Annotated in this window: 18 protein-coding genes and 1 riboswitch; of the genes, 10 read left to right on the top strand and 8 right to left on the bottom strand. The window is 62.5% G+C overall.

What is annotated here, in order from left to right:
• Positions 1–14: 14 nt before the first annotated feature.
• Genes SFC76_RS16510 through SFC76_RS16490 form a run of 5 tightly spaced genes read left to right on the top strand, consistent with a single transcriptional unit; the run spans position 15 to position 5,921 of the window.
• Positions 15–1,577, top strand: a complete 1,563-nt coding sequence (locus tag SFC76_RS16510) for a lipopolysaccharide biosynthesis protein (RefSeq protein ID WP_322850501.1) — start codon at positions 15–17, stop codon at positions 1,575–1,577.
• Positions 1,574–2,671, top strand: a complete 1,098-nt coding sequence (locus SFC76_RS16505) for a glycosyltransferase family 4 protein (protein ID WP_322850500.1) — start codon at positions 1,574–1,576, stop codon at positions 2,669–2,671. Before SFC76_RS16510 ends, SFC76_RS16505 begins: the two co-directional genes overlap by 4 nt.
• Entirely contained in the window at positions 2,668–3,717 is a 1,050-nt protein-coding gene (locus SFC76_RS16500; protein ID WP_322850499.1) for a glycosyltransferase, read from the top strand. Before SFC76_RS16505 ends, SFC76_RS16500 begins: the two co-directional genes overlap by 4 nt.
• Entirely contained in the window at positions 3,710–4,696 is a 987-nt protein-coding gene (locus tag SFC76_RS16495) for a GDP-mannose 4,6-dehydratase (RefSeq protein WP_322850498.1), read from the top strand. Before SFC76_RS16500 ends, SFC76_RS16495 begins: the two co-directional genes overlap by 8 nt.
• The gene (locus tag SFC76_RS16490) at positions 4,680–5,921 is read left to right on the top strand and encodes a class I SAM-dependent methyltransferase (RefSeq protein WP_322850497.1); all 1,242 of its coding nucleotides are present in this window, start codon (positions 4,680–4,682) and stop codon (positions 5,919–5,921) included. The genes SFC76_RS16495 and SFC76_RS16490 overlap by 17 nt, the downstream gene beginning before the upstream one ends.
• Positions 5,922–5,974: 53 nt before the next feature.
• Here SFC76_RS16490 and SFC76_RS16485 read toward each other — a convergent pair whose 3' ends face one another.
• From SFC76_RS16485 to SFC76_RS16470, 4 genes are all read right to left on the bottom strand, one after another.
• A complete protein-coding gene (locus SFC76_RS16485; RefSeq protein WP_322850496.1) occupies positions 5,975–7,174 on the bottom strand; it encodes a hypothetical protein in 1,200 nt (399 codons plus the stop codon).
• Positions 7,175–7,177: 3 nt separating this feature from the next.
• Positions 7,178–9,262, bottom strand: a complete 2,085-nt coding sequence (locus SFC76_RS16480; protein ID WP_322850495.1) for a polysaccharide biosynthesis tyrosine autokinase — start codon at positions 9,260–9,262, stop codon at positions 7,178–7,180.
• A gap of 112 nt (positions 9,263–9,374) precedes the next feature.
• Positions 9,375–10,124: a polysaccharide biosynthesis/export family protein gene (locus SFC76_RS16475; protein WP_322850494.1), complete on the bottom strand. Its 750-nt coding sequence runs from the start codon at positions 10,122–10,124 to the stop codon at positions 9,375–9,377.
• A gap of 39 nt (positions 10,125–10,163) precedes the next feature.
• Entirely contained in the window at positions 10,164–11,369 is a 1,206-nt protein-coding gene (locus SFC76_RS16470) for an O-antigen ligase family protein (protein ID WP_322850493.1), read from the bottom strand.
• An 805-nt stretch (positions 11,370–12,174) separates the two neighbouring features.
• Between SFC76_RS16470 and rfbC the strand changes: the two genes are divergently transcribed.
• Genes rfbC through rfbA form a run of 4 tightly spaced genes read left to right on the top strand, consistent with a single transcriptional unit; the run spans position 12,175 to position 15,604 of the window.
• Positions 12,175–12,738, top strand: a complete 564-nt coding sequence (gene rfbC / locus SFC76_RS16465) for a dTDP-4-dehydrorhamnose 3,5-epimerase (RefSeq protein WP_322850492.1) — start codon at positions 12,175–12,177, stop codon at positions 12,736–12,738.
• Positions 12,739–12,749: 11 nt separating this feature from the next.
• Positions 12,750–13,802 carry a dTDP-glucose 4,6-dehydratase gene (rfbB, locus tag SFC76_RS16460; RefSeq protein ID WP_322850491.1) on the top strand — a complete coding sequence of 351 codons (1,053 nt, stop codon included), beginning with the start codon at positions 12,750–12,752 and terminating at the stop codon, positions 13,800–13,802.
• A gap of 39 nt (positions 13,803–13,841) precedes the next feature.
• Positions 13,842–14,744: a dTDP-4-dehydrorhamnose reductase gene (gene rfbD, locus SFC76_RS16455; RefSeq protein WP_322850490.1), complete on the top strand. Its 903-nt coding sequence runs from the start codon at positions 13,842–13,844 to the stop codon at positions 14,742–14,744.
• Positions 14,741–15,604 carry a glucose-1-phosphate thymidylyltransferase RfbA gene (gene rfbA / locus SFC76_RS16450; protein ID WP_322850489.1) on the top strand — a complete coding sequence of 288 codons (864 nt, stop codon included), beginning with the start codon at positions 14,741–14,743 and terminating at the stop codon, positions 15,602–15,604. The genes rfbD and rfbA overlap by 4 nt, the downstream gene beginning before the upstream one ends.
• A gap of 41 nt (positions 15,605–15,645) precedes the next feature.
• On the opposite strand, the gene SFC76_RS16445 is transcribed toward rfbA, so the two are convergent.
• From SFC76_RS16445 to SFC76_RS16430, 4 genes are all read right to left on the bottom strand, one after another.
• On the bottom strand, positions 15,646–15,930 hold the full coding sequence (locus SFC76_RS16445; RefSeq protein WP_322850488.1) for a ribbon-helix-helix domain-containing protein: 285 nt from the start codon (positions 15,928–15,930) through the stop codon (positions 15,646–15,648).
• Entirely contained in the window at positions 15,927–16,589 is a 663-nt protein-coding gene (gene parA / locus SFC76_RS16440) for a ParA family partition ATPase (RefSeq protein ID WP_322850487.1), read from the bottom strand. Before parA ends, SFC76_RS16445 begins: the two co-directional genes overlap by 4 nt.
• A gap of 328 nt (positions 16,590–16,917) precedes the next feature.
• Positions 16,918–17,745 (bottom strand): helix-turn-helix domain-containing protein, encoded by an 828-nt coding sequence (locus SFC76_RS16435; RefSeq protein ID WP_322850486.1) that lies wholly within the window; start codon positions 17,743–17,745, stop codon positions 16,918–16,920.
• A gap of 454 nt (positions 17,746–18,199) precedes the next feature.
• Positions 18,200–19,165: a replication initiator protein A gene (locus tag SFC76_RS16430; protein WP_322850485.1), complete on the bottom strand. Its 966-nt coding sequence runs from the start codon at positions 19,163–19,165 to the stop codon at positions 18,200–18,202.
• 351 nt (positions 19,166–19,516) lie between these two features.
• A riboswitch (glycine riboswitch) is annotated at positions 19,517–19,606 on the top strand.
• Between the two features lie 104 nt (positions 19,607–19,710).
• Between SFC76_RS16430 and SFC76_RS16425 the strand changes: the two genes are divergently transcribed.
• Complete coding sequence (locus tag SFC76_RS16425) at positions 19,711–21,102, top strand: L-serine ammonia-lyase (protein ID WP_322850484.1); 1,392 nt, start codon at positions 19,711–19,713, stop codon at positions 21,100–21,102.
• The last annotated feature ends 129 nt before the right edge of the window (positions 21,103–21,231 follow it).

Genomic DNA, 21,231 nt, shown 5'->3' with positions numbered 1-21,231 from the left:
AGCTACAAGGCAGCATGTTTGCGCTGGATCAGGTTCGCGGCGGAGAAAGAGAGGTGATCGGGATCAGGCTGGGGCAGAACCGCCTGCGCGGTCTTCATTGGAACGTCGCATCGGGATTGGTCAGTTCTGGCTGGTCGGCCATCGCCTCGTTGCTCGTCTTGCCTTTTTATCTCCGTGTTCTAGGCGCAGAAAACTTTGGTCTCATCAGCTTTTTCACCTCGCTGCAAGGTGCGCTGCTGCTTCTCGACCTAGGCTTCTCCACCACGATGAACCGCGAGGTGGCGCGTAGCCAAAGTACCGACTCCACATACGCGCCTCGACTGCTGCGTACTCTCGAGTTGCTCTATTGGCTGACCGCTATCTTGATCGGTGTTTGTTTCCTTGCGATTGCACCCCTCGTTGCCCGAAGCTGGTTCTCGAGCAACCAGTTATCGGCTGGCACCATCACGTCTTCGCTTCGCCTAATGGCGGTGCTAATGACATTACGCTGGCCAGTCGGCCTTTATCTCGGTGCAATTACTGGTGCTGGCCGTGCAAGCTGGGTTAATTTCCTGACGATCATTGTCACCAGTCTCTCCACGGTCGGTGCCGTGCTCGTGCTTATGTTCATTGAACCGTCCCTCCGCTGCTTCCTGCTATGGCAGATTATTGTGTCGCTGTTACAAGTCGTCGCGGCGCGCTACCTGTCATGGCACGCGCTTGGTCACCGAGAGCGGGTCGCTTCCGATTTCACGCTCGTTCCACCGCTGTTCGGCTTCTCGAGCCAAATTGCCGCCGCCACCCTCCTCGGGGTGATCGTCGCCCAGTTAGACAAACTCATACTGCCGCGATTCGTATCACTGGACGAGGTCGGCAAATTCGGCGTTGCCTTTCTTGTGTCCCGCCTACTAATCACTCTCATTTCGCCAGTCTACAGCGCCTTCTACCCGCATCTAACCGCGCTGATCGCCGGCGATGGCAGCAACGAGGTTGCGACCGCCTATCGGCTCTATAGTCGTATTGCTAACGCGATTCTCTTTAGCACTGCCGCTTACATCGCGGTGTTCGGCGTAGACATCATCACAGTGTGGACGGGTGACCAAGCGTTAGCGCTGCATCTGCACGTCGTTCTGCCTCTGCTAGTCGCCGGCTCGGCACTCAACGCGTCGATGTATTTCCCTCATGCGCTTCAACTGGCCCGGGGTGACTCGAATGCCGCCGTGCTCGTCAATCTTGTGATGTTTGCCACACTCGTCCCGACCTTGGCCATACTGCTACCCGGCTACGGTATTGAGGGTGCGGCGATTGCCTGGTTCCTAAGCAACGTGGCGAACGTGGCGGCCAGCATCCTCCTGACGCATCGCCGCGGCTTTCAGGTCTCGGCTCGTCTTTGGCTGGTCACCGATTTCCTGCTGCCAATGCTAACCGCATTGTTGCCGGCATTGATCGGATTCCAGCTGCTCGCCGTTTTACCATCCATCGTAGCGCGGCTCGGCTGGGGATTGCTGATGCCTACCCTCTCCTCGCTTGCTATTGTATTCACCGTGCCGGCCCTGCGTCACCGGGCAAGAGCCGTCCTTTTGCGTCGTCAGTCATGACCAACACTCGCGTCCTCTTGGTCAGCGGCTCGTATCCCGACGCACACTGCGGTGTGGGAGATTATACGCGCAGTCTCGCCAAGGCGTTGGCGGCGACCGGCACTATCGATGTTGGCGTCCTCTCGCACTTCGGTGCAAACAGCCCGCACGACGCTGGCATTGAGCGCCTGATCGCCCCCGATAACTGGTCGATCCGGCATCTCCCGAATCTGGTTCGTTCAATTGATCGCTGGCACCCCGATATCGTCCACTTGCAATATCCTACGCAGGGTTATGGCGCGACGTTGTTGCCCTCTCTAGTGCCAGGTATCGCGCGGCTGAAAGGCGCGGCTTCGGTGCGGACGTGGCACGAAGGTTTCTCGGGGCGTCAGATGCTCAACTTTTCGCTGCAGGCCCTCCCCCGCGGACCGGCGATCGTCGTGCGTCCTGATTTCGAACAGCATCTTTGGCCTGCATTCCGGCACTTCGACACTGTCCGAAAGCGGAGGCTGATCGTCGGCGCGTCGTCCATCCCACCCAGCACGATGGCCGATGACGAGCGTTCAGCGCATCGCCGCATATGGGTCGGCGATGCGGCCAATCTGATCGTCTTCTTCGGCTTCATTTACCCGGCAAAGGGCGTTCATCTGCTTTTCGAAGCGCTCGACCCAAGCGTCGATCGTCTCGTTATCGCTGGCTCGTTCGGCGACTTCGCCGACTATCGTGAGCAGATCAGTGCGCTCGCCGACGAACGGCGTTGGCGCGGACGGGTGCTATTGCCAGGCTATTTGGATGAGGCGGCGACCGCTGATTTGCTTGCCGCGGCGGATATGGTCGTGCTGCCTTTCTTGGCGGGCGGCGGAGTCTGGAATAGCTCGATTCATGCAACGCGGCTGCAGGGCACGCCGCTGGTGACGACATCACAGACCATACGCGGCTATAACGCGGCGGACGGCGTCTTCTACGTGCCACCCGACGATGGCGCCGCACTTCGCGAGGCTGTCGATTTCATGAGAGGGCGCGGTCACATGCCATTGTCGCGAGAGGATGATTGGACGCGGGTCGCGCGGGAGCATATCGCCGTGTACCAAGCCGCGCTGGCAGACCGCCAATGATCCAGCTGTCGATCTGCATTGCAACGTTCAAGCGCGCCGACTTTATCGCCGAGACGCTCGAATCGATCGTCCCGCAACTATCTGCCGAGGTCGAGCTGGTAGTGCTCGATGGTGCCTCGCCCGATGATACCGCCGACGTCGTAGCGCGCTTCACCGCACGCTCGCCCTATGTCCGCTACATCCGCGAAGACGTGAACTCCGGCATCGACGCCGACTTCGACAAGGTGGTCCAGCATGCGCGCGGTAAGCATTGCTGGCTGTTCTCGGATGACGACACGATCGTCCCGGGCGCAGTTGCGACGGTGCTTGCCGAGCTCGCCGCGAGCGATCCTGACCTGATCGTTGTCGACGCCGAGGTGCGCGACAAGGACCTTACCACCGTCTTCGAGCCACGCCGGCTGCGCTTCAGCGGCCGTCGCACATATCGCGCAGCCGACAGCGATGCGCTACTCGCCGACCTCGGTGATGCGCTATCATTCATCGGCTGCGTCATCGTTCGGCGTTCGCTCTGGCTCACGCGCGAGCGCCAGCGCTATTATGGCACGCTATTCATCCACGTCGGGGTACTACTGCAGGCACCGCTCGCATGCGCGGTGGCACTCGGCGAGCCGCTCGTACGAATCCGTATCGGTAACGCAATGTGGACGACACGAGGCTTTCAAATTTGGATGTTCCTCTGGCCTGAACTGATCTGGAGTTTCCCTGGCTTCTCGGCTGCGGCGAAAGCGCGCGTAGTGCTGCGTGAGCCGTGGCGCCAGCCGCAGAAGCTGCTCGTATGGCGCGCCTATGGCGTCTACACCGCAGATGAGTTCGATACGCGCCTGGCCGCGCGGGTCGGGAACACCGAGGGGCGTTGGATGCGCATGCTTGCCCGCCTGCCCGGCCGGCTCGCACATGTCGCGGTCGTCGCCCTGCTCACCGCACGCGGGCACGGCGGCGCATCCAGCGTGTACCAGTTGGTCGAGGGAAGCCGCTTCTCCACGCAGCTGAGCCGCGCCGTCGCCCGGCTAGGCGGGTTCGGCCGGGGGACGCCGACCGATGGCTGACGCCCGGCGCGCGCTTATCACTGGCGCCACCGGCCAGGACGGCCGGCTGCTCTCGCGCCTGCTCCGGCTCGAGGGCTATGACGTCGCAGGCACATCGCGGACGACCGACGACGGCGTCAGTGCCGAGGGTGTGCCGCTGCATCGTTGTTCGCTACGCGACGACGCCGAGGCGACCGCGCTGGTCGCTGCGCTGCGGCCCCACGAAATCTACAATTTCGCCGCATTCTCGACCGGGTCGGGAATGTTTGACGATCCCGTTGCGATGGGCGACGTCAACGGTCTTGGCCCGGTGCGGCTGCTCGAGGCGATCCGGCGCGTCGACCCTTCAATCCGCTTCTTCCAGGCATCGAGCAGCGAGATGTTCGGCCGGCGCTCGCCCGCGCCGCAGGGTCCGACTACCCCGCTCGACCCGCGCAGTCCGTATGGCACGGCCAAACAATATGCGCATGTGATGGTCGACGTGTATCGTAAGCATCACGGCCTGTTCGCCTGCTCCGGCATTCTGTTCAACCACGAGAGTCCGCTGCGCCCGCCCGCTTTCGTCACGCGCAAAGTCGTCCGCGCGGCGGTAATGATCGCGGCGGGGCGCGCCGACCATGTTGTGCTCGGTGACCTGGACGCGCGCCGCGATTGGGGCCATGCCCGCGATCATGTCCGCGCCGCCTGGATGATGCTCCAGGCGGAGCAGCCCACCGATCAGGTGATCGCGACGGGCGTGACCCACTCTATCCGCGACCTCGCAGCGCTCGCCTTCACCGCCGTGGGGCTGGACTATCGTGACCACGTCCGTATCGACCCGACTTTCCGCCGGCCGAGCGAGAGCGTTGCGCTGGTCGGTGATCCCTCCTCGCTGCGCGCGCTCGGTTGGCAACCGGAGGTTGGCTTTGCCGATCTCATCGCCGAGATGGTCGCAGCCGAGCAGCACATCCTCAACGACACGACAGTAAAAGGAACGAGCCTAGATGTACCAAAAGGTTAATGCTTGCCGCATCTGCGGCAACGCCGGTTTGGAGCCGGTGCTCGACCTCGGCGAGCAGATGCTCACGGGCGTCTTCCCCGGATCGCGCGACCAGACGGTGACGACTGGGCCGCTGCGCCTCGTCAAATGCGTCGGCTCGGATGAATGCTGTGGCCTGCTTCAGCTCGCGCACAGCTATGATCTCTCCGAGATGTACGGCGACAATTACGGCTATCGCTCAGGGCTCAATGCCAGCATGGTGGCGCATCTCGGCAAGAAGGTGGAGCGTATCGAGCGGGCGGTCACCCTCAACGCGGGCGACTTGATCATCGACATCGGCAGCAACGATAGCACCACACTCCAGGCCTATGGCGACCGCGGGCTAACACTCGTGGGGGTCGATCCCACCGGGACCAAGTTCCGCGACTATTACCCCGCTTATGTCGATCTGATCCCGGACTTCTTCTCCGCCGATCTAGTGCAGGCCCGCTTTCCCGGGCGCAAGGCCAAGGTGGTCACTTCCTTCTCGATGTTCTATGATCTCGAGGCGCCGATGGAGTTCATGCGCCAAGTCGCTGACGTGCTCGCAGACGATGGCATCTGGGTGTTCGAGCAAAGCTACATGCCGCTGATGCTCGATACGAATTCCTATGACACCGTATGCCACGAGCATCTCGAGTTCTATGCGCTGCGACAGATCGAGTGGATGGCGCGCCGCACCGGGTTGCACATTCTCGACGTCGAGTTCAACGACGTGAACGGCGGCAGCTTCTCGATCACCGTCCGCAAGACACGCGGCGACGAGCCGCTGGAACCTGCGGTCAACGAGATTCTCACGCGCGAGCGCGCGGCCGGGCTGGACACCGTCGCACCGTTCCACGCCTTCGCTGAGCGCACCGCGCAGACCCGCGAGGAACTCATCGCCTTTCTCCGTCAGGCCAAGAGTGAGAACAAAGTCGTGGGTGCAATCGGCGCCTCGACCAAGGGCAACGTATTGCTGCAATATTGCGATATCACCACCGACGAAGTCGTTGCCGTGGGCGAGGTCAACGCAGAGAAGTTCGGTAAGTACACGCCTGGCACCTTCCTGCCGATCGTGTCGGAAAGCGATCTGCTCGCGCAAAAGCCCGACTATCTCATCGTGCTTCCGTGGCACTTCCGCCGCTTCTTCGAGACATCAGCCGCGTTCAAGGGCCAGACGCTGGTCTTTCCGCTGCCGCAGCTTGAGACTGTAACAGTAAAATAATCCAAATCCGGTCGGTGGCCTATGCCTACCGACCGGGTTCCTGTCGTGAGCAGCTAGTCTGCACGAATACCGCTGACCCAAGCACCGGAACGGTCTCCGCTCAAAGATTGACGAAGTCCAAATTCAAGCCACTGCGGATAGCAACCTGCCGGTATCGTGGCAGCGACAACAATCCGTCCGGTATCGGCGCGCGCCTCGGACGAGGCGCTTATCGGACTGCCTTGCGCACAAGCAAGCGTCGCGTAGACCGTACCAGAGATATCCCCCTCAATCTGGCCAATCGTTGCGGAGATACGGCGCTTGCCAGCCGGTAGCTGGACCAACTGGCGAACGCCGCGGCCGCCATCGCCACGCGGACTCTCCATTTCGAGGCGAGGTCGTCCTGCAACCACGGCGGTGGCGACACGAAGAAAACCGCCGTCCTCTAACATCCAACTATAAGGGGTGATGCCGCCTAGGCTAGCGAAATTGCCGTCGCGCAGCGGCAGCCGCGCGGCGCCAGGATCGGCCAATTTGAACAGCGTCTCGCCATTGCGGTAATCTCCCCCTAAAGTCGCATTAGTCGCCTGCAGTCCAACAATATCACTATCGGAAAGCTTTCCATGGCGTGCCATCGCGGCGTAAATGACTGCCTGTGTATGATAGGCCGTGTTGGAACTGGCTAGATAGGAAAAGAACCGGCGCCGCCAAGCCGATGCGGAGGCCAACCGGGCGACGAGTGCCGGCTGCACATTAGGATCAGTTCCGGCGTAGGCCAGAACAGGGAAGAGCACACGGTCGTAGACGGTCGAAACCCGGAGGATGTTGTCGTAATGCTGCAAAGCGCCAGCAACATCACCGTGTTGCACCTTATATTCCAGCAGAGCGAGCTGGGTTAGCGGATCGCGGCGTGACAGCCATTGTGCGACCAACAGCAGTTGATCAGCACGGTTATTGTTCTGTTGTACAGCGGCAAGACTACGCCATGCGGTTACTCGTGTCGGGTCGTAAGACAAGGCCGCCAGCGCCGCGGTACGGGCGCGCTGCACAACATGCTGATCCTCCGGTGACTGTGCTAATAATAATTCGCTGCGCCGAGCTTGTGCTAACGCGTCGCGCGGATCAAACGTTAGGATCGTGTCCGGCTGTTGTTCGCGCATCAGCGCAGCCAAACTCGACAGCGAAGTAACCGCCGCGGTGGCGATAAGTACCGCCCCCCATAATGCGATTAGCCAGGGCGAGTGACCACCCACAATGCGCAGACGTCGTGCCACAGCTTAATCCTTGCTGCGCCCATAGCCGTAACCATAGTCATAGCCATAGCCATAGCCCGCCTTTCGGAACTGCAGCTTGGTCATCACTGCGCCGGCGATATGGGCGTGTGCCTGACGCAGACGCTCTAGCGCGATCTGCGCAAGCCGGGCCTTTACGCCACGCGACTCCATGACAAAGACGGTTGCTTCAGCCACGCTTGCGATGATCGGCGCGTCAGCAAGCCCCATTACAGGCGGCGAATCGAGAACGATGAAGCCATAGTCATGGCCAAGTTCGGCAAGTAGCTCGGGCAGGCGATGCCCGCGCAATAGCTCCGCAGCGTTTGGCGGCGACTTGCCCGCAGTCATGACATCGAACGGCAACCCTTCAATCGGGCGAATAGCTTGTTGCGGCGTTACAATCCCTGATAATACAGCGCTCAGCCCATCGCCGTTGGCAATGCCAAGATTCTCGTGCAGCGACGGCGATCGCATGTCTGCGTCGATCAGCAGAGTACGTACGCCAGATCGGCCCGTAACGTATGCAAAAGCGTGTGCCGTAGTGGATTTGCCCTCAGCTGGCCGAGTACTGGTCACGATCAGCGATCGTGGCAAACCGTGATCAGTCGTGAACGACAGACTGGCCTGGATTGAGAGATACGCGTCGGTAAGCGGCGACTTGGGATTGCGCAACTCTTCAATAGGATCATGCGTCGCCACCTCCGGCACACCGCCGAGCATCGATAGGCCCATACGCCGTTCGAAGTCAGAAGGATCTGCAATCGTCTCGTCTATCTGCTCGCGGGCGAAAGCAATCGCCAACCCTAACAACGCGCCGACCGCCAAACCAGCTAGGATGTTAAGGAACGGCCGCGGAAACGAAGGCCGTGACGGTATCTCGGCTCCATCAATAACTGATATATTGTTCTCGCTAGCTCCGGCCGAAACGCCAATCTCTTTCAGGCGTTGTAACAAACCATTGTAGAGCTCGCGATTTGCATCAACTTCACGCTGAAATATATTGTACTGAATACCACGACGGCGTTGATCAAGAAAATCCCCTCTTAGCGAGTTGACCTTCGCCCGAAGCAGGTTTTCGCGGCCAAGCGCATCATTGTAGCCATTTGCTACCGTCGTAGAAACACGCTGCTGTTCACGCGCGAGACTCCGATTGACTTGCGCCAGCTGCGCGGCCAGCGCCAGCGCTGGCGGATACTCCGGTGAAAACTGCTGCATGAGCTTGGCATAGTCTGCAGTAAGTTCGGCTTGACGCTGACGTAGCGTGTTAATTGTAGCGTTCTCGAGCTGCTCTGGCAACGTGCCAGAGCGTGCACCAGCAAGCCTGCTTTCCGCTTTAATTCGATCGGCAGTTGCCTCAGACAAAGCGGTGTTGAGTGCCGCCAAGCTGTCGACTGTTAGCGACCGTTCTGCGCTTCGACCACTGGTGTCGGTCCCGCCGACCGGCACATTGATGATCGATTGCTGCTGCGCGTAGCCTACAAGCTGTCGCTCGGACGTCTCGAGCCGCTGCCGTAACTGCTCAAGGCGCTGAGTCAAAAAGCGGCGTGCGTATGAACTGGCGTCGTAGCGACGTTCGAGATTGTAGGAAATGAAGCTGGTCGCCCAAGTGTTTGCAACCTTTGCAGCCAATACGGGATCGGGACTGGTCCACTCGATGTCAACTAGTCGCGAAGTGCGGATGGGCTGCACGGAAACATGAGCACTAAGTATCTGTGCTGCCGCCTCATCGCGCTGTACGCGAGATAAAGACGACGTGCCGTTGGTAAAGCTTTCCGCAACAAGCTTAGCGCCCATCACGTCGAAAAAGTGTCGATCATCGGCAAGCCGGAGCTCTCTTGCGACGCGCTGAGCCATCGCACGGCTGCTCAGAACCGTATACTGCGTTTGATAAAACTCTTGGTCAGCGGCGCCTGTGTCCGGCTGTACGTTCTCCACGTTGCTCAGAATTCGTGCACCCTCGCGATTAATCTCGATTTGGGTAGCCGCCGTATACTTTGGCGTAGCAAGAAGGGTGAACAACACGGCTGCTATCAAGCAGACGACTATCGCGCCGATAATTGTCCATCTACGCCGAAGCGCCATCATCATGTACTGAGTGAGGATGGGTGACCGATGCGAAGGGTAAGAGACATCGTTCCGCTCCGACTGCGCAAGTGTCTCGAAAGTATCAATTTGAGGGGCGTTCATTTCGTCACTCACTTCAGAGACGCTGCAACAGCACGACGATCGGCGTCACCAGGAGCGGCGAGGCTTGAAGAATATCGCGGAAAAGACGACGATTTGAGGAGTCGCCGACGGCGATCACGTCGTTACCGTAGATATCCGGATCAGGATATGTGCCTCGACGAATCGCTTCGACATCATACAAGGCCGCCATATTTTGATTGTTGACGGTCCGAAACACCACCACTTGGTTTGTGTCGGCCACGTCGGTAGCACCACGCGCAAGCGCAATGGCACGCAATAGCGTCATCTTACCCAAGATCGGGAACTGCCCCGGCTGCTGAACCTGGCCATAAACCGTCACACTCTGATTGGTAGTTTCCTCAAGATTGACACTGACTTGCGGATTTCGGATATATCGCCCCAGTCGGCCTGTAATCTGTTTGGTCAACTCATCGAGCGTAAGGCCAGCGCTCTTGATGCTGCCGACGAGTGGTAGCGAGATTGTGCCACTCGAGTCGGCACGGATTGTCTGGTTGAGTTCCTCAACCCCAAATACCGACACCTTTAACTGATCGAACGGTGAAACACGGTAAACCCGTGCTGCCCCCACGATATCCACGCTCGTCGGGGCGGGTAAATCCTGCTGCCCGGTAACAACCAGATGCTGGCCGGGATCCAGCGGAGGAAGATCCCGAGCACAGGCAGCGAGCGCACACGCGGCAGCCAGCCCTATTAAAACACGCATTTGCAATGAACCAATCCCGCAACCCGCTTGGAGAGGCATCGCTTAACCGAAGCCATCAGGAGTGCCAAGGTGTGTCCGTCACGGCGCCGGTGTATCGTGAGGTACCAGCCAAGTCGCAAGAAGAACCAGAAGGACCGCCAGGAAACCCGTACGTAGAGGATAATCGACTAGCGAGCCGAGCAGCAGCAACGCGATACCAAGTGCGGCGGTGCGAGCTAACACCGTCGACGGCTGACGCGGGTCACTCCGCCAGGCTCGCACAACCCGTTGCAACAACAGCAGTGTACCGGCAGCGAGCAGCGCAGCCGCTGCCAGTCCCCCCTCTATCAAAGCTTCGATCAGCTCATTGTGTGCATGATTGAAATAGCTCGGCCGCAAAAGCGCGTCGGACTCGAAGCGTCGAAAGACGGCATCGAACGTACCGTAGCCGCTACCGATCGGGAAAAAAGCTTTGATCGTGTCGAATAGCGCGGGAAGGTTTGCAGCTCGCAGATCGTCAGCGCTGCTGGTCAAAAGACGATGCAACGCCAATTCCCTTGACGAGGCGGCACCAATTGCCAGTGCAACGACGATCGCAAGGCCAGTGCCCGTCGGGATCAACCAGCGTTGCCACGACGCCCGTACCCGTATGCCATCACGTACCAGCACCAGTGCGCCAGCAACGAATGCCAGTATTCCGGCTGCTAGACCCGCGCGCGAGCCCGTCACCACCAGCAATGGTAAGATTGCCGCCACGGCTCCGAAGCTGACCACCGTGCCGACACTTCGTAGGGATCGTCGCTCTCCTATGCGCCAGCGACAGAGGATGAGGAGTATGCCGACGGCGAGAAACAGTGCCTGATGGTTCCGGTTGGCGAAGGATCCCACCCCCAGTCCATAGTCCGTATGGTCATAGAAATAGAGGGCCTGAGCACCCACCTGCGCTACGGAAAGCAACGCGCCGACGGTTAAACAGCCCAACGAGGTATCGAGCAGTAACAACCGCTCGTTAGTCCGTAGCGGCGCGAACATAAGGGCTGCGGCCAATACTGGAAGCAGCCCCATCAGGCTGTACAGTGTTAAGTCTGGCGCCATTGATATCGGACGCCATCGTGCGCCGAGGCCAATAGTAGTTAACGCATCGGCATAAGGCGCCCGTCCCGGCAAGCTGCGCCACAGACCTGGTGGCAGGGGGATCAGCTGAACGACCATCAGCACACCAAGCGCAACTACCGCTAGAGCGAAAGGCCGGGCACGAGCGCGATCAGCAGAATCCATCCGCCATAACGCGACCGCGATCGCCACAATCGAGCCAAGCCGTAACAATAGATGCGGTGCGACGCCGTAGCGTGACGATCCCCCGAACATATAACAAAAGGACAGGAAGGCGGCAGCCGCTAGAGCGGCCGCGGTGAAGCGGCGCGTCTCTGCCCCCCTCGTGCTATGGCGTCGACCGCCGGATGGTATACGAGCCCTACGGTCCATCAACATCGCTTACACCAACACGTTTATCAAATTCATCGCGCGCCGTCATAGGCGCGTCGATCCTCGGAACGCCAGCGAACTTTATCATTTTAAATTCATTGCTTGGAGCAGGGCATCAGGGTTTTGCGTATCGCAATGGTATTTTATAATCCCAGTCGTGATCAACGACTTACCTGGACTAGCGAAATATACTTTTTTAATCGAAATACTTTTTATTAATACTAGCTGAATTTATTTATTCTATGTACCTCATTATATTACACATTATTCATTTAGTAAATTTTTCGATAACTCTTTTATAAGCAAGACAACTGACGCACATAACATGTTTGTTGTAAGTATAATATAAATAGAAATTTATTTAATAATTATGGATGACAAACATTCTTCTAGCGTCAATTTATTCGATTTTAACCGCTGAATTTTATTTGAGGAGGCGCTGCGTCCTCTTTAGATTATGACCCCGTATCATCATGAATTTTTCAGCGACTCAAGCCGGCAGCGACAAGCGAGCAACTAGCTGTTGCATCCTATAGTCAATAGCGAGATGCGCTGATATCGCTGGCATCGGACGAGACGAGCCCGTAACGTCCCGTTGCCCCGGTAGTGTCGCAACGAGGTTTTTTTGTCCCCTCCTGTCCAACTTATCCGTCCGAAGCGTTTCGGCGATGCCCGTGGCTGGTTCACCGAGGTCTACTCCGTCCCCGCCTTCGCCGCGCTCGGCATCACCTGCACCTTCGTGCAGGACAACCACTCTCTCTCCGCCCCGGCCTACACGTTGCGCGGCCTCCACTTTCAGACCCCGCCCCGCGGCCAGGACAAGCTCGTCCGCTGCATCCGCGGACGCATCTTCGATGTCGCCGTCGACGTGCGTCGCGGTTCGCCGACTTACGGCCAATGGGTCGGCGCCGAACTCAGCGCCGAGAACGGCCACCAGCTCTTCATCCCGATCGGCTTCGCGCACGGCTTCGTGACGCTCGAGCCCGATTGCGAGGTGACCTACAAATGTTCGGACATCTATGCCCCCGAGGCGGATGGCGGCATCCGCTGGGACAGCGTCGGGATCGACTGGCCGCTGCCCCCCGGCGTCACGCCGGAGCTGAGCGACAAGGACAAGGTCCAGCCGACCCTCGCTGACTTCGACAGCCCCTTCCCCTATAACGGCCGGCCGCTCGCGCCCCTCGCCTGAAGGACCCAGACATGCGCATCTTCGTCACCGGCGGGGCCGGCTTCATCGGCTCGGCGCTCGTCCGCCATCTGATCGAGAACACCACCCACGAGGTGCTCAACTTCGACAAGCTGACCTATGCCGGCACGCTGTCGACGGTCGAGCGGGTCGCCGCCTCGAACCGCTACCGCTTCGTTCAGGGCGATATCTGCGATGCGGAGGCGGTGCGCGCCGCGATCGCCGAGTTCAAGCCCGAGATCGTCACCCATCTCGCGGCCGAGAGCCACGTCGACCGCTCGATCGACGGCCCCGGCGCCTTCGTCCAGACCAATGTCGTCGGCACCTATACGATGCTCGCCGAGGCGCGCGCCTATTGGGCGGGGCTCGACGACGACGCCCGTGCGGCATTCCGTTTCCACCATATCTCGACCGACGAGGTCTACGGTTCGCTCGGCGACACCGGCCTGTTCACCGAGGACACGCCCTACGATCCGCGGTCACCCTATTCGGCGTCGAAGGCGGGGTCGGACCATCTCGTCCAGGCCTGGGGTCATACCTATGGCCTGCCGGTGCTGATCACCAATTGCTCGAACAATTACGGCCCCTATCATTTCCCCGAGAAGCTGATCCCGCTGATGATCGCCAAGGCGCTCGCCGGCGAGCCGCTGCCGGTCTACGGCAAGGGCGATCAGGTGCGCGACTGGCTCTATGTCGAGGATCACGTCCGCGCGTTGCAGGCGGCGTTCGAGCGGGGCAGCGTCGGGCGCACCTACAATGTCGGCGGCCATAACGAGAAGCAGAACATCGAGGTGGTGCACACGCTCTGTGCGATCCTCGACCGGCTGCGGCCGCGTGCCGACGGTCGCTCCTATGCCGAGCAGATCACCTCGGTCGCCGACCGCCCCGGTCACGACAAACGCTATGCGATCGACGCGAGCCGGATCAACGACGAGCTCGGCTGGCGCCCGCAGGAGACGTTCGAGACCGGCATCGAAAAGACGATCCTTTGGTATCTCGACAACGAGGCGTGGTGGCGACCGCTGGTCGCCGCCAAGGCGTCCGAACGTCGCGGCATCGCGGCCTGACATGTCGATCGCTCGACCTGTAGACATGTCGGCGCGGCGATGACCCGCGACATTCTCGTCACCGGCGGCAACGGCCAGCTCGGTCGCGAACTCGCGCGTACCGTGTGGCCGAAGGGCTGGCGCGCGGTCACGCTCGGCCGCGACGCGCTCGACCTCGGCGATCCCGCCGCCATCGGCGCAATGATCGCCGACGGGCATGAGGGGCGGCCATGGGCGGCGGTGATCAACGCCGCGGCCTATACCGCGGTCGACAAGGCGGAAAGCGACGTCGTCGCCGCCTGGACGGTCAACGCGCTGGCACCGGCTGCGCTCGGCGCGGCATGCGCCGCGGTGGCCATCCCGCTCGTTCAGGTCTCGACCGATTATGTCTTCGCCGGCGACAAACAGGGCGCCTGGCAGGTCGATGACCCCGTCGGTCCGCTCGGCGTCTATGGCGCATCGAAGCTGGGCGGCGAGCTCGCCGTCCGCACGTCGGGCGCACGCGCGGCGATCGTGCGCACCGCCTGGGTGGTTTCGGCGCAGGGCGCGAATTTCGTCAAGACGATGCTGCGCCTCGCAGCCGATCGCGACCAGTTGCGCGTCGTCGCCGACCAACACGGCAGTCCGACCGGGGCGGCCGATCTTGCCGCGGCGCTGGCGACGATCGCGGTGCGGCTCGCCGACGATACCACCGCACCGACCGGCACCTTCCATTTCAGCAATGCCGGCGAGACGAGCTGGGCGGATTTCGCACGCGAGATCTTCCGGCAGAGCGCGGCACGTGGCGGTCCGTCGGCCTCGGTCGAGGGCATACCGACCAGCGACTATCCCACCCCGGCGCGGCGCCCGGCCAATTCGCTGCTCAGCCACGACGCCATCCATACCGCCTACGGCATCGAACCGCGTTCCTGGGACGCAGCGCTTGCCGACATCCTCGACGAACTGATCGGAGCACCGCAATGAAGGGCATCATCCTCGCCGGGGGTTCGGGCACCCGGCTCCACCCAGCGACGCTGGCGGTCAACAAGCAGCTGCTGCCGGTCTACGACAAGCCGATGATCTATTACCCGCTGTCGGTGCTGATGCTCGCCGGCATCCGCGACGTGCTGATCATCTCGAGCCCCGAATATATCGACAATTACCGGCGCCTGTTCGACGACGGTTCGCCGTTCGGGCTGCGCATCGCCTATGCCGAGCAGCCGCGGCCAGAGGGGCTGGCGCAGGCGTTCACGATCGGCGCGGACTTCATCGGCGACGATCCGGTAGCGCTGGTGCTCGGCGACAACATCTTCTTCGGCGCCGGCCTGCCCGACCTGCTCGCCAACGCGATCGCGCGGCCGAGCGGCGCGACGGTCTTCTCCTACCATGTCGAGGATCCCGAACGCTACGGCGTGGTCGAATTCGGCGAAGGCGGCCGCGCGATCAGCATCGAGGAAAAGCCCGCGCAGCCCAAGTCGAACCATGCGGTGACCGGCCTGTATTTCTACGACAATCGCGTCGTCCAATATGCCCGCGATCTCAAGCCGAGCCCGCGCGGCGAGCTCGAGATCACCGACATCAACCGCCTCTACATGGAGGCGAATGACCTCTACGTCGAACAGATGGGCCGCGGCTATGCCTGGCTCGACACCGGCACGCACGACAGTCTGCTCGAGGCGGGCGAGTTCGTGCGTACGCTGCAGCACCGACAGGGTATCCAGATCGCGTGTCTGGAAGAAATCGCCTACGAGCAGGGGTTTATATCGGCTGACGAGGCTCGCACGCGCGGCGAGATGTTCAAGAAGACGGCATACGGACGCGCGATCCTGAAAGCCGTTGGTTGATAGAATACCCGACATGTCTACGTGAAGACATGTCGGGTATATCAATCCCCGATCGGACTCTCCCCGTGCTTCCTGAGCACGTCGTTGAACGCCTCGGCCATCAGCGCCTGCAGGCTGCGGCCCTGACGACGCGCCAGGGTGTGCATCGCGAACGACATCTCGGGGCTGAAGAAGCCGGCGATCTGCTTGCGGCCCTGGCGGCTCGCCGGCCCCTGCCCTGCCGCGCCGGCAGACGGCGTGGGTGCCACGACGGGTGCCGGCGCGGCGACGGCAGCGGGCGGTGCGCCGACGGTGCGCAAATTGGCGAAACTCGGCTTGCGGCTCATGCAGGTACCTTCTTGCGGGTCTTGGTCTTGGCTGAGGGCATGCCGACCTGTCGACATGTCCACGCGTAGAGCTGTCGAATATCCTCGGCGGCCTTGCCGTCGGGCTCATATTCCATGACGGTGCGCCCCTCCCCGCTCGCGTGGCGATAGGCGGCGCGGTCGGGGATCTGCACCGGGCAGGGCGGCGTGCCGAAGCCTTCGACCAGCTCGCCCGCTTCCTGGTAGACGCGCGGCGCGTTGGGGGCGCCGGCGGTGAAGACGACATAGGCCGGCTTGCGCAGCAGCTGGACCAGCTTGGCGGTGGTCTGGATCGCCGACAGGTCGAAGGCGCTCGGCCGGCACGGGATCAGCACGAGATCGGCGACCTCGACCGCGGCGCGGGCGGCGCTGTCGGCATGGGGCGGCGTGTCGATGACGATCAGCTCGGCCCCCTGCCCGCGCGCCGCCTCGACCTTGGCGGTGAGCCGTGGCGGCGGGCTGTCGATCACCTCGGGCGGCGCCTCCTGCCGCCAGGCCGCCCATTGGCTGGCGGTCGCCTGCGGATCGGTATCGATGATGAGCGCGACGCGGCCGGCATCCTGCGCGGCTGCGGCGAGGTGGAGCGCGAGCGTCGTCTTGCCCGCGCCGCCCTTCTGACTGATGATCGCGATGGTCGCCATGTCGTCCTCCCTACATGTCTACATGCCGACGTGGCAAGTCCTCGACGTATAGACATATAGACGCGTCGAGCCCCCTGCCCTGCCGAAAAGGTGACGGGAGCGATGAGCCGCATGGCGTCGATCCTTCGGACCTCCGACGGTTCGACGCGCGATACCGCAGGTGAGGATCACCACCGCAAACCGCTTGCTCCTCTTAGGGAGCATGTGACGGCGTAGCCGGCACTCCCGTCTTTTCGTGTGGTTTTTCGGTTGTTTGGGCTCTTCGCTCGTCCTTCGTTGCCGTCAGGCGATTGCGTTGGCCGGCTAGGCCAACTCCAAAACAACCTATTTAATAAGAATTCATTCGGGGTTGCGAATTGTTTTGAGACTCGCAGACAATGGCGATGTCGCGGTCGATCGCGGCACCGAGCGACGCCAGCACCTTGCCGAGCATCCCGCCGACGCTCGCCGCAGCCCGTTCCCGGCACGACAGGCTCGCCAGCATCGCCGCATGCGCCTGCGCCTCGACGGCGCGATGCTGTTCCTGATCGACCGGCAGCGGCGCCGGGCGCATCCAGCGCGGCAGATAGGCGAGCACCCGCGCCGGCAGCAGCGGCCGATAGGCGTTGGAGGTCTGCCGATAGCGCGGCCCCTCCCCGTCCACCCGCTTGAACCGGCGCTGGCGAACGAGGAAGCCGCAGCGTTCGAGCGCGTGCAGCGCGCGGGCGACGGTGGCGCGCCCGAGCGCGGTCGCCTCGGCGAGCCAATCGTAGCTGGGGTAGACGCGGCCCTGGTTGAGCCTGGCGAGCGTGCACAATTCCTCGAACACGCGCACCGCGGCCGCGGTCAGCCCGGCGATGCTGCGCTCGGTGGCGTTCAGCGTGCGGGTGCCGGCGCGTTCCTCGCGGCGCAGCCGACGGCCGGCGTCGAGCGTACGGCGGCAGGCGCGCAGCAGCCGGTCGGTCTCGCCGGGCGCCGGCGTCGCGAAGAACAATTCCTCGAACGTCCCCGCCTCGATACTGTCGCGCAGCACCGGCGCACCGGTGCGATGGCCCGGGCGATGGCCCGTGCGATGGGGTGCGCGGGTGCGTGCCGAGGCGCGTGATCGATCGCGCAGCCCGCCCTCCGCACGCGCGAGCACGCGTGCGCTGGCCTCCCCGAGGGTAAACGCCGTCATCTTCCATCCCCTTGCGGGGCCGGGACCGAGGACAAAAAAGACCGTGGCGCGAAACGCGCATCCTTGAACCGGAATGGGTTCGGAGCTATTCGGGAGACGTGAGCTGTTGAAAAGTCACTGATCGACGTTTGGCGACGCCGGTCTCTCGCATAATCCTTGGGATGCCCGGCCTTCGTGCCGGGCTTTCCTTTATGTGGTCACGGCCACTCCATGAACATCGCCGCGGTCGACATGACCGCGCGTCATTCTTGTTGCAGCAATGATCCAACAGCGGAAGCGCTTACGATTCGTGCTTTCGAGTATTTAACCCGAAAAAAGTTCGTGCTTTCGAGTAGAATAGACGTTTCTATTCGTGCTTTTGAGTAACAATGGCGCGCCGCCATTCGTGCTTTCGAGTAGGAATGCACCGCATTCATTCGTGCTTTCGAGTAACAATTCGCAACCCTGGCGCGAATCACCCGGCCGGATTGGTTCCCTCGGCGGCAGCCGATTCGACGATCGTGCGATGCTCGCTCAGCACCGCCTGCCCCGGCTGCGGCCGCGGCGTGATCACCACCCGGTTCTGCGGCGCCTTGCGGCCGCGACGCGGGGCGGCACCCTCCTCCTCGGCGGCCTCGCTCTCGACCAGTTCGAGATGATAATCGGGGATGCCGTCGGTCGCGACGATCTGCTTCAGCGCCGCCTTGAAGTTCGACAGCGGGTTCTGATAGCCGATCTGGAGGCGGAAGGTGGCGAGATCGAGGTCGAGCCCGCCTTCCTCGCAGGTCGAGCGCGCCACTTCGTAGATGCGCCGCTCGATCGGTCCCAATTGGAAATAGGCGGCGGCATAATCGAGCACGTGGCGATCGAGCAGGATCGCGCGGAACAGCCAGTCGCACAGCCGCACCTTGACCGCCTTCAGCCGGCGCTCGCCGCTCTTCGTCTTGGAATAATGGAGTTTTGCTTCGGACAGCCACGAGAAGAAGCCCTCCTCCCCCTCCCCGCCCGCTTCGATGTTGGTCTTGATCTGCGTACCCTGCAGCCGCTCCAGCGCCTCCGACAGCCGGCCGTAGGAGCGCGCGCTATGGTTGGAGCCGGTGACCGAGAACAGATCGTGCGCGGTGAAGATGAAATCCTGCTCGACATGCTCGCCCGCCTCGAGCTTCGCCGCCATCAGGCTGGCGATATAGAGCACGATCTCCTTGTCGTAGATCGTCGCGACGCCGCTCGCCGAGGGGCGCACCTCGATCGACACGGTGGCGTGATCATAGGTCAGCGGCTTCATCCAGGCGTTCTTGGAAAGCGCGAAGAAGGGAAAGGCCATCAGCGACCGCTCGCCGCGGATCTCGCCGTGCAGCGGGCTGTCGAGCGTGAACAGGTCGCGGTGCGGCACGGTGCCGGCGCTGGTGGACGGGCGGGTCGGGGCAGGGGAACGGGCCATGATCATTTCCTACTCGAAAGCACGAACTTTTGGCACCCCACACGGGATTCCCGAGGGAAAATGGGCGTGGACGCGGTTCCATTCGTGCTTTCGAGTAGGAAATGAGGGGTGATCGGCGCGTCGCGCCGGCCCCTGGCGGTTTCCGGCAGGAGAGCGCGTCGCCCATGCGATGCGCGATACGACGCGTCGGATTGTCGACATGTCTATGCCTCGACCCGGCGGTGCCAAGTCCCTCGTATCCCTGCGCTGCCCGACGCGATGGCGTCGATCTGTCGACATGTCGATGGCTCGACAAGAAGGAACGAGCGGGTGCCGCACCCTTGACCGGGGGCCGGGCGATGATACCGTCCGCGCCGTCGATCAGGGAGAGACCGGGCTGGCCCCGGCGCCGAAGGAGCAACCGCCCCGGAAACTCTCAGGCAGAAGGACCGATCGACGACGACATCTGGAGAGTGGCGCCACCCGGTGCCCGCCGACGGGATAATGATCTCAGGCGCAAGGGACAGATGGGGCATGCAGGCCGGCAGCACCGGCGGAAGGACCGCATGCACACCGATCCCGTCACCGCGCCGCTCGACCGCAACCTCGATCGCCCGATCAGCGTCGCCGAATTGTTCACGATCGGCATCGGCCCGTCGAGCTCGCATACCGTCGGCCCGATGCGCGCCGCCTTCGACTTCGGGCAGCGCGCGCTGGGGCAGGGGGCTCCGGTCGGCGTCACCTGCGACCTCTACGGCAGCCTCGCGCTCACCGGGCGCGGCCATGCCACCGACACCGCGACGATCCTCGGCCTCGCCGGCTGGGAGCCCGAACGGCTCGATCCCGATGCGGCGCCGGCGATCCTCGCCGACATCGCGGCGCGCCGGCGGCTGGCGCTCGCCGGTCGCCACACCATCGCCTTCGCGCCCGACGACATCGTCTTCCATCCGCGCGACTTCCTGCCCGAACATCCCAACGGCATGACCTTCACCGCCAGCTATGCCGATGGCGCGACCTATGCGGAGACCTATTTCTCGATCGGGGGCGGCGCGATCCTGCGCAAGGGCGAGCGGCTCGCCGCGGGCAATGTCGCGGTGCGCCATCCGTTCGGCTCCGGCGCCGATCTGCTCGTGCTCGGCGATGCCACCGGCCTGTCGATCGCCGAGCTCGTCCGCGCCAACGAGGAGGCGTGGCGCAGCCCTGCGGAGACCGACGCGTTCCTCGACGCGGTCCGCGCCGCGATGAGCGCCTGCATCGACCGCGGCATCGCGCAGGAGGGCATATTGCCCGGCGGCCTCAAGGTGCGGCGCCGCGCCCGCGCGATCCAGCAGGGCCTCACCGGCGACACCCCCGGCCGCAACCCCGCCGAGGTGTTCGAATGGGTCAGCCTGTGGGCGCTCGCGGTCAACGAGGAGAATGCCGCGGGCGGCCGGGTGGTCACCGCGCCGACCAACGGTGCGGCCGGCGTGCTGCCCGCGGTGCTGCGCTTCTACGAGACGCTGATCGAGGGCGCCGACGACGAGGGCGCACGCCGCTTCCTGCTCACCGCCGCGGCGATCGGCATGCTCTACAAGAAGCGCGCGTCGATCTCGGCCGCCGAAATGGGCTGCCAGGGGGAGGTGGGGGTCGCGTGTTCGATGGCGGCGGGCGCGCTCGCCGCGGTGCTCGGCGGCAGCAACCGCCAGATCGAGAATGCCGCCGAGATCGGCATGGAGCACAACCTCGGCCTCACCTGCGACCCGATCGGCGGGCTGGTGCAGATCCCGTGCATCGAGCGCAACACGATGGGTGCGGTGAAGGCGATCAACGCCGCCTATCTCGCGCTGCGCGGCGACGGCAGCCACGTCGTCAGCCTCGACGCGGTGATCGAGACGATGCGCCAGACCGGCGAGGACATGCGCTCGAAATACAAGGAGACGAGCCTCGGCGGCCTCGCCGTCAACGTGGTGGAATGTTGACGTGTCGGGGTGTTGAGGTGTCGACAGATCGGCATTGATCGAACTGACGACGGCTTGCCCCACCGCACCGACCTCGGTTGAACCGTCGGATTGTCGACACGTCGTCACATCGACCTGTCGGCAAGGGCT

The sequence above is a fragment of the Sphingomonas sp. CD22 genome (assembly GCF_034556155.1).
Lineage (GTDB): Bacteria > Pseudomonadota > Alphaproteobacteria > Sphingomonadales > Sphingomonadaceae > Sphingomonas.
The sequence above is the reverse complement of the archived record's forward strand: the minus strand, read 5'-3'. Positions and strand labels throughout refer to the sequence as shown.

Coding starts and splice junctions, on each gene's coding strand:
- rfbD (WP_322850490.1), top strand. CDS start 13,842: ATGACCCGCGACATTCTCGTCACCGGCGGCAACGGCCAGCTCGGTCGC.
- SFC76_RS16510 (WP_322850501.1), top strand. CDS start 15: ATGTTTGCGCTGGATCAGGTTCGCGGCGGAGAAAGAGAGGTGATCGGG.
- SFC76_RS16435 (WP_322850486.1), bottom strand. CDS start 17,745: ATGACGGCGTTTACCCTCGGGGAGGCCAGCGCACGCGTGCTCGCGCGT.
- SFC76_RS16505 (WP_322850500.1), top strand. CDS start 1,574: ATGACCAACACTCGCGTCCTCTTGGTCAGCGGCTCGTATCCCGACGCA.
- SFC76_RS16445 (WP_322850488.1), bottom strand. CDS start 15,930: ATGAGCCGCAAGCCGAGTTTCGCCAATTTGCGCACCGTCGGCGCACCG.
- SFC76_RS16475 (WP_322850494.1), bottom strand. CDS start 10,124: ATGCCTCTCCAAGCGGGTTGCGGGATTGGTTCATTGCAAATGCGTGTT.
- parA (WP_322850487.1), bottom strand. CDS start 16,589: ATGGCGACCATCGCGATCATCAGTCAGAAGGGCGGCGCGGGCAAGACG.
- SFC76_RS16430 (WP_322850485.1), bottom strand. CDS start 19,165: ATGGCCCGTTCCCCTGCCCCGACCCGCCCGTCCACCAGCGCCGGCACC.
- rfbB (WP_322850491.1), top strand. CDS start 12,750: ATGCGCATCTTCGTCACCGGCGGGGCCGGCTTCATCGGCTCGGCGCTC.
- SFC76_RS16425 (WP_322850484.1), top strand. CDS start 19,711: ATGCACACCGATCCCGTCACCGCGCCGCTCGACCGCAACCTCGATCGC.
- SFC76_RS16495 (WP_322850498.1), top strand. CDS start 3,710: ATGGCTGACGCCCGGCGCGCGCTTATCACTGGCGCCACCGGCCAGGAC.
- SFC76_RS16500 (WP_322850499.1), top strand. CDS start 2,668: ATGATCCAGCTGTCGATCTGCATTGCAACGTTCAAGCGCGCCGACTTT.
- SFC76_RS16490 (WP_322850497.1), top strand. CDS start 4,680: ATGTACCAAAAGGTTAATGCTTGCCGCATCTGCGGCAACGCCGGTTTG.
- rfbA (WP_322850489.1), top strand. CDS start 14,741: ATGAAGGGCATCATCCTCGCCGGGGGTTCGGGCACCCGGCTCCACCCA.
- SFC76_RS16480 (WP_322850495.1), bottom strand. CDS start 9,262: ATGATGATGGCGCTTCGGCGTAGATGGACAATTATCGGCGCGATAGTC.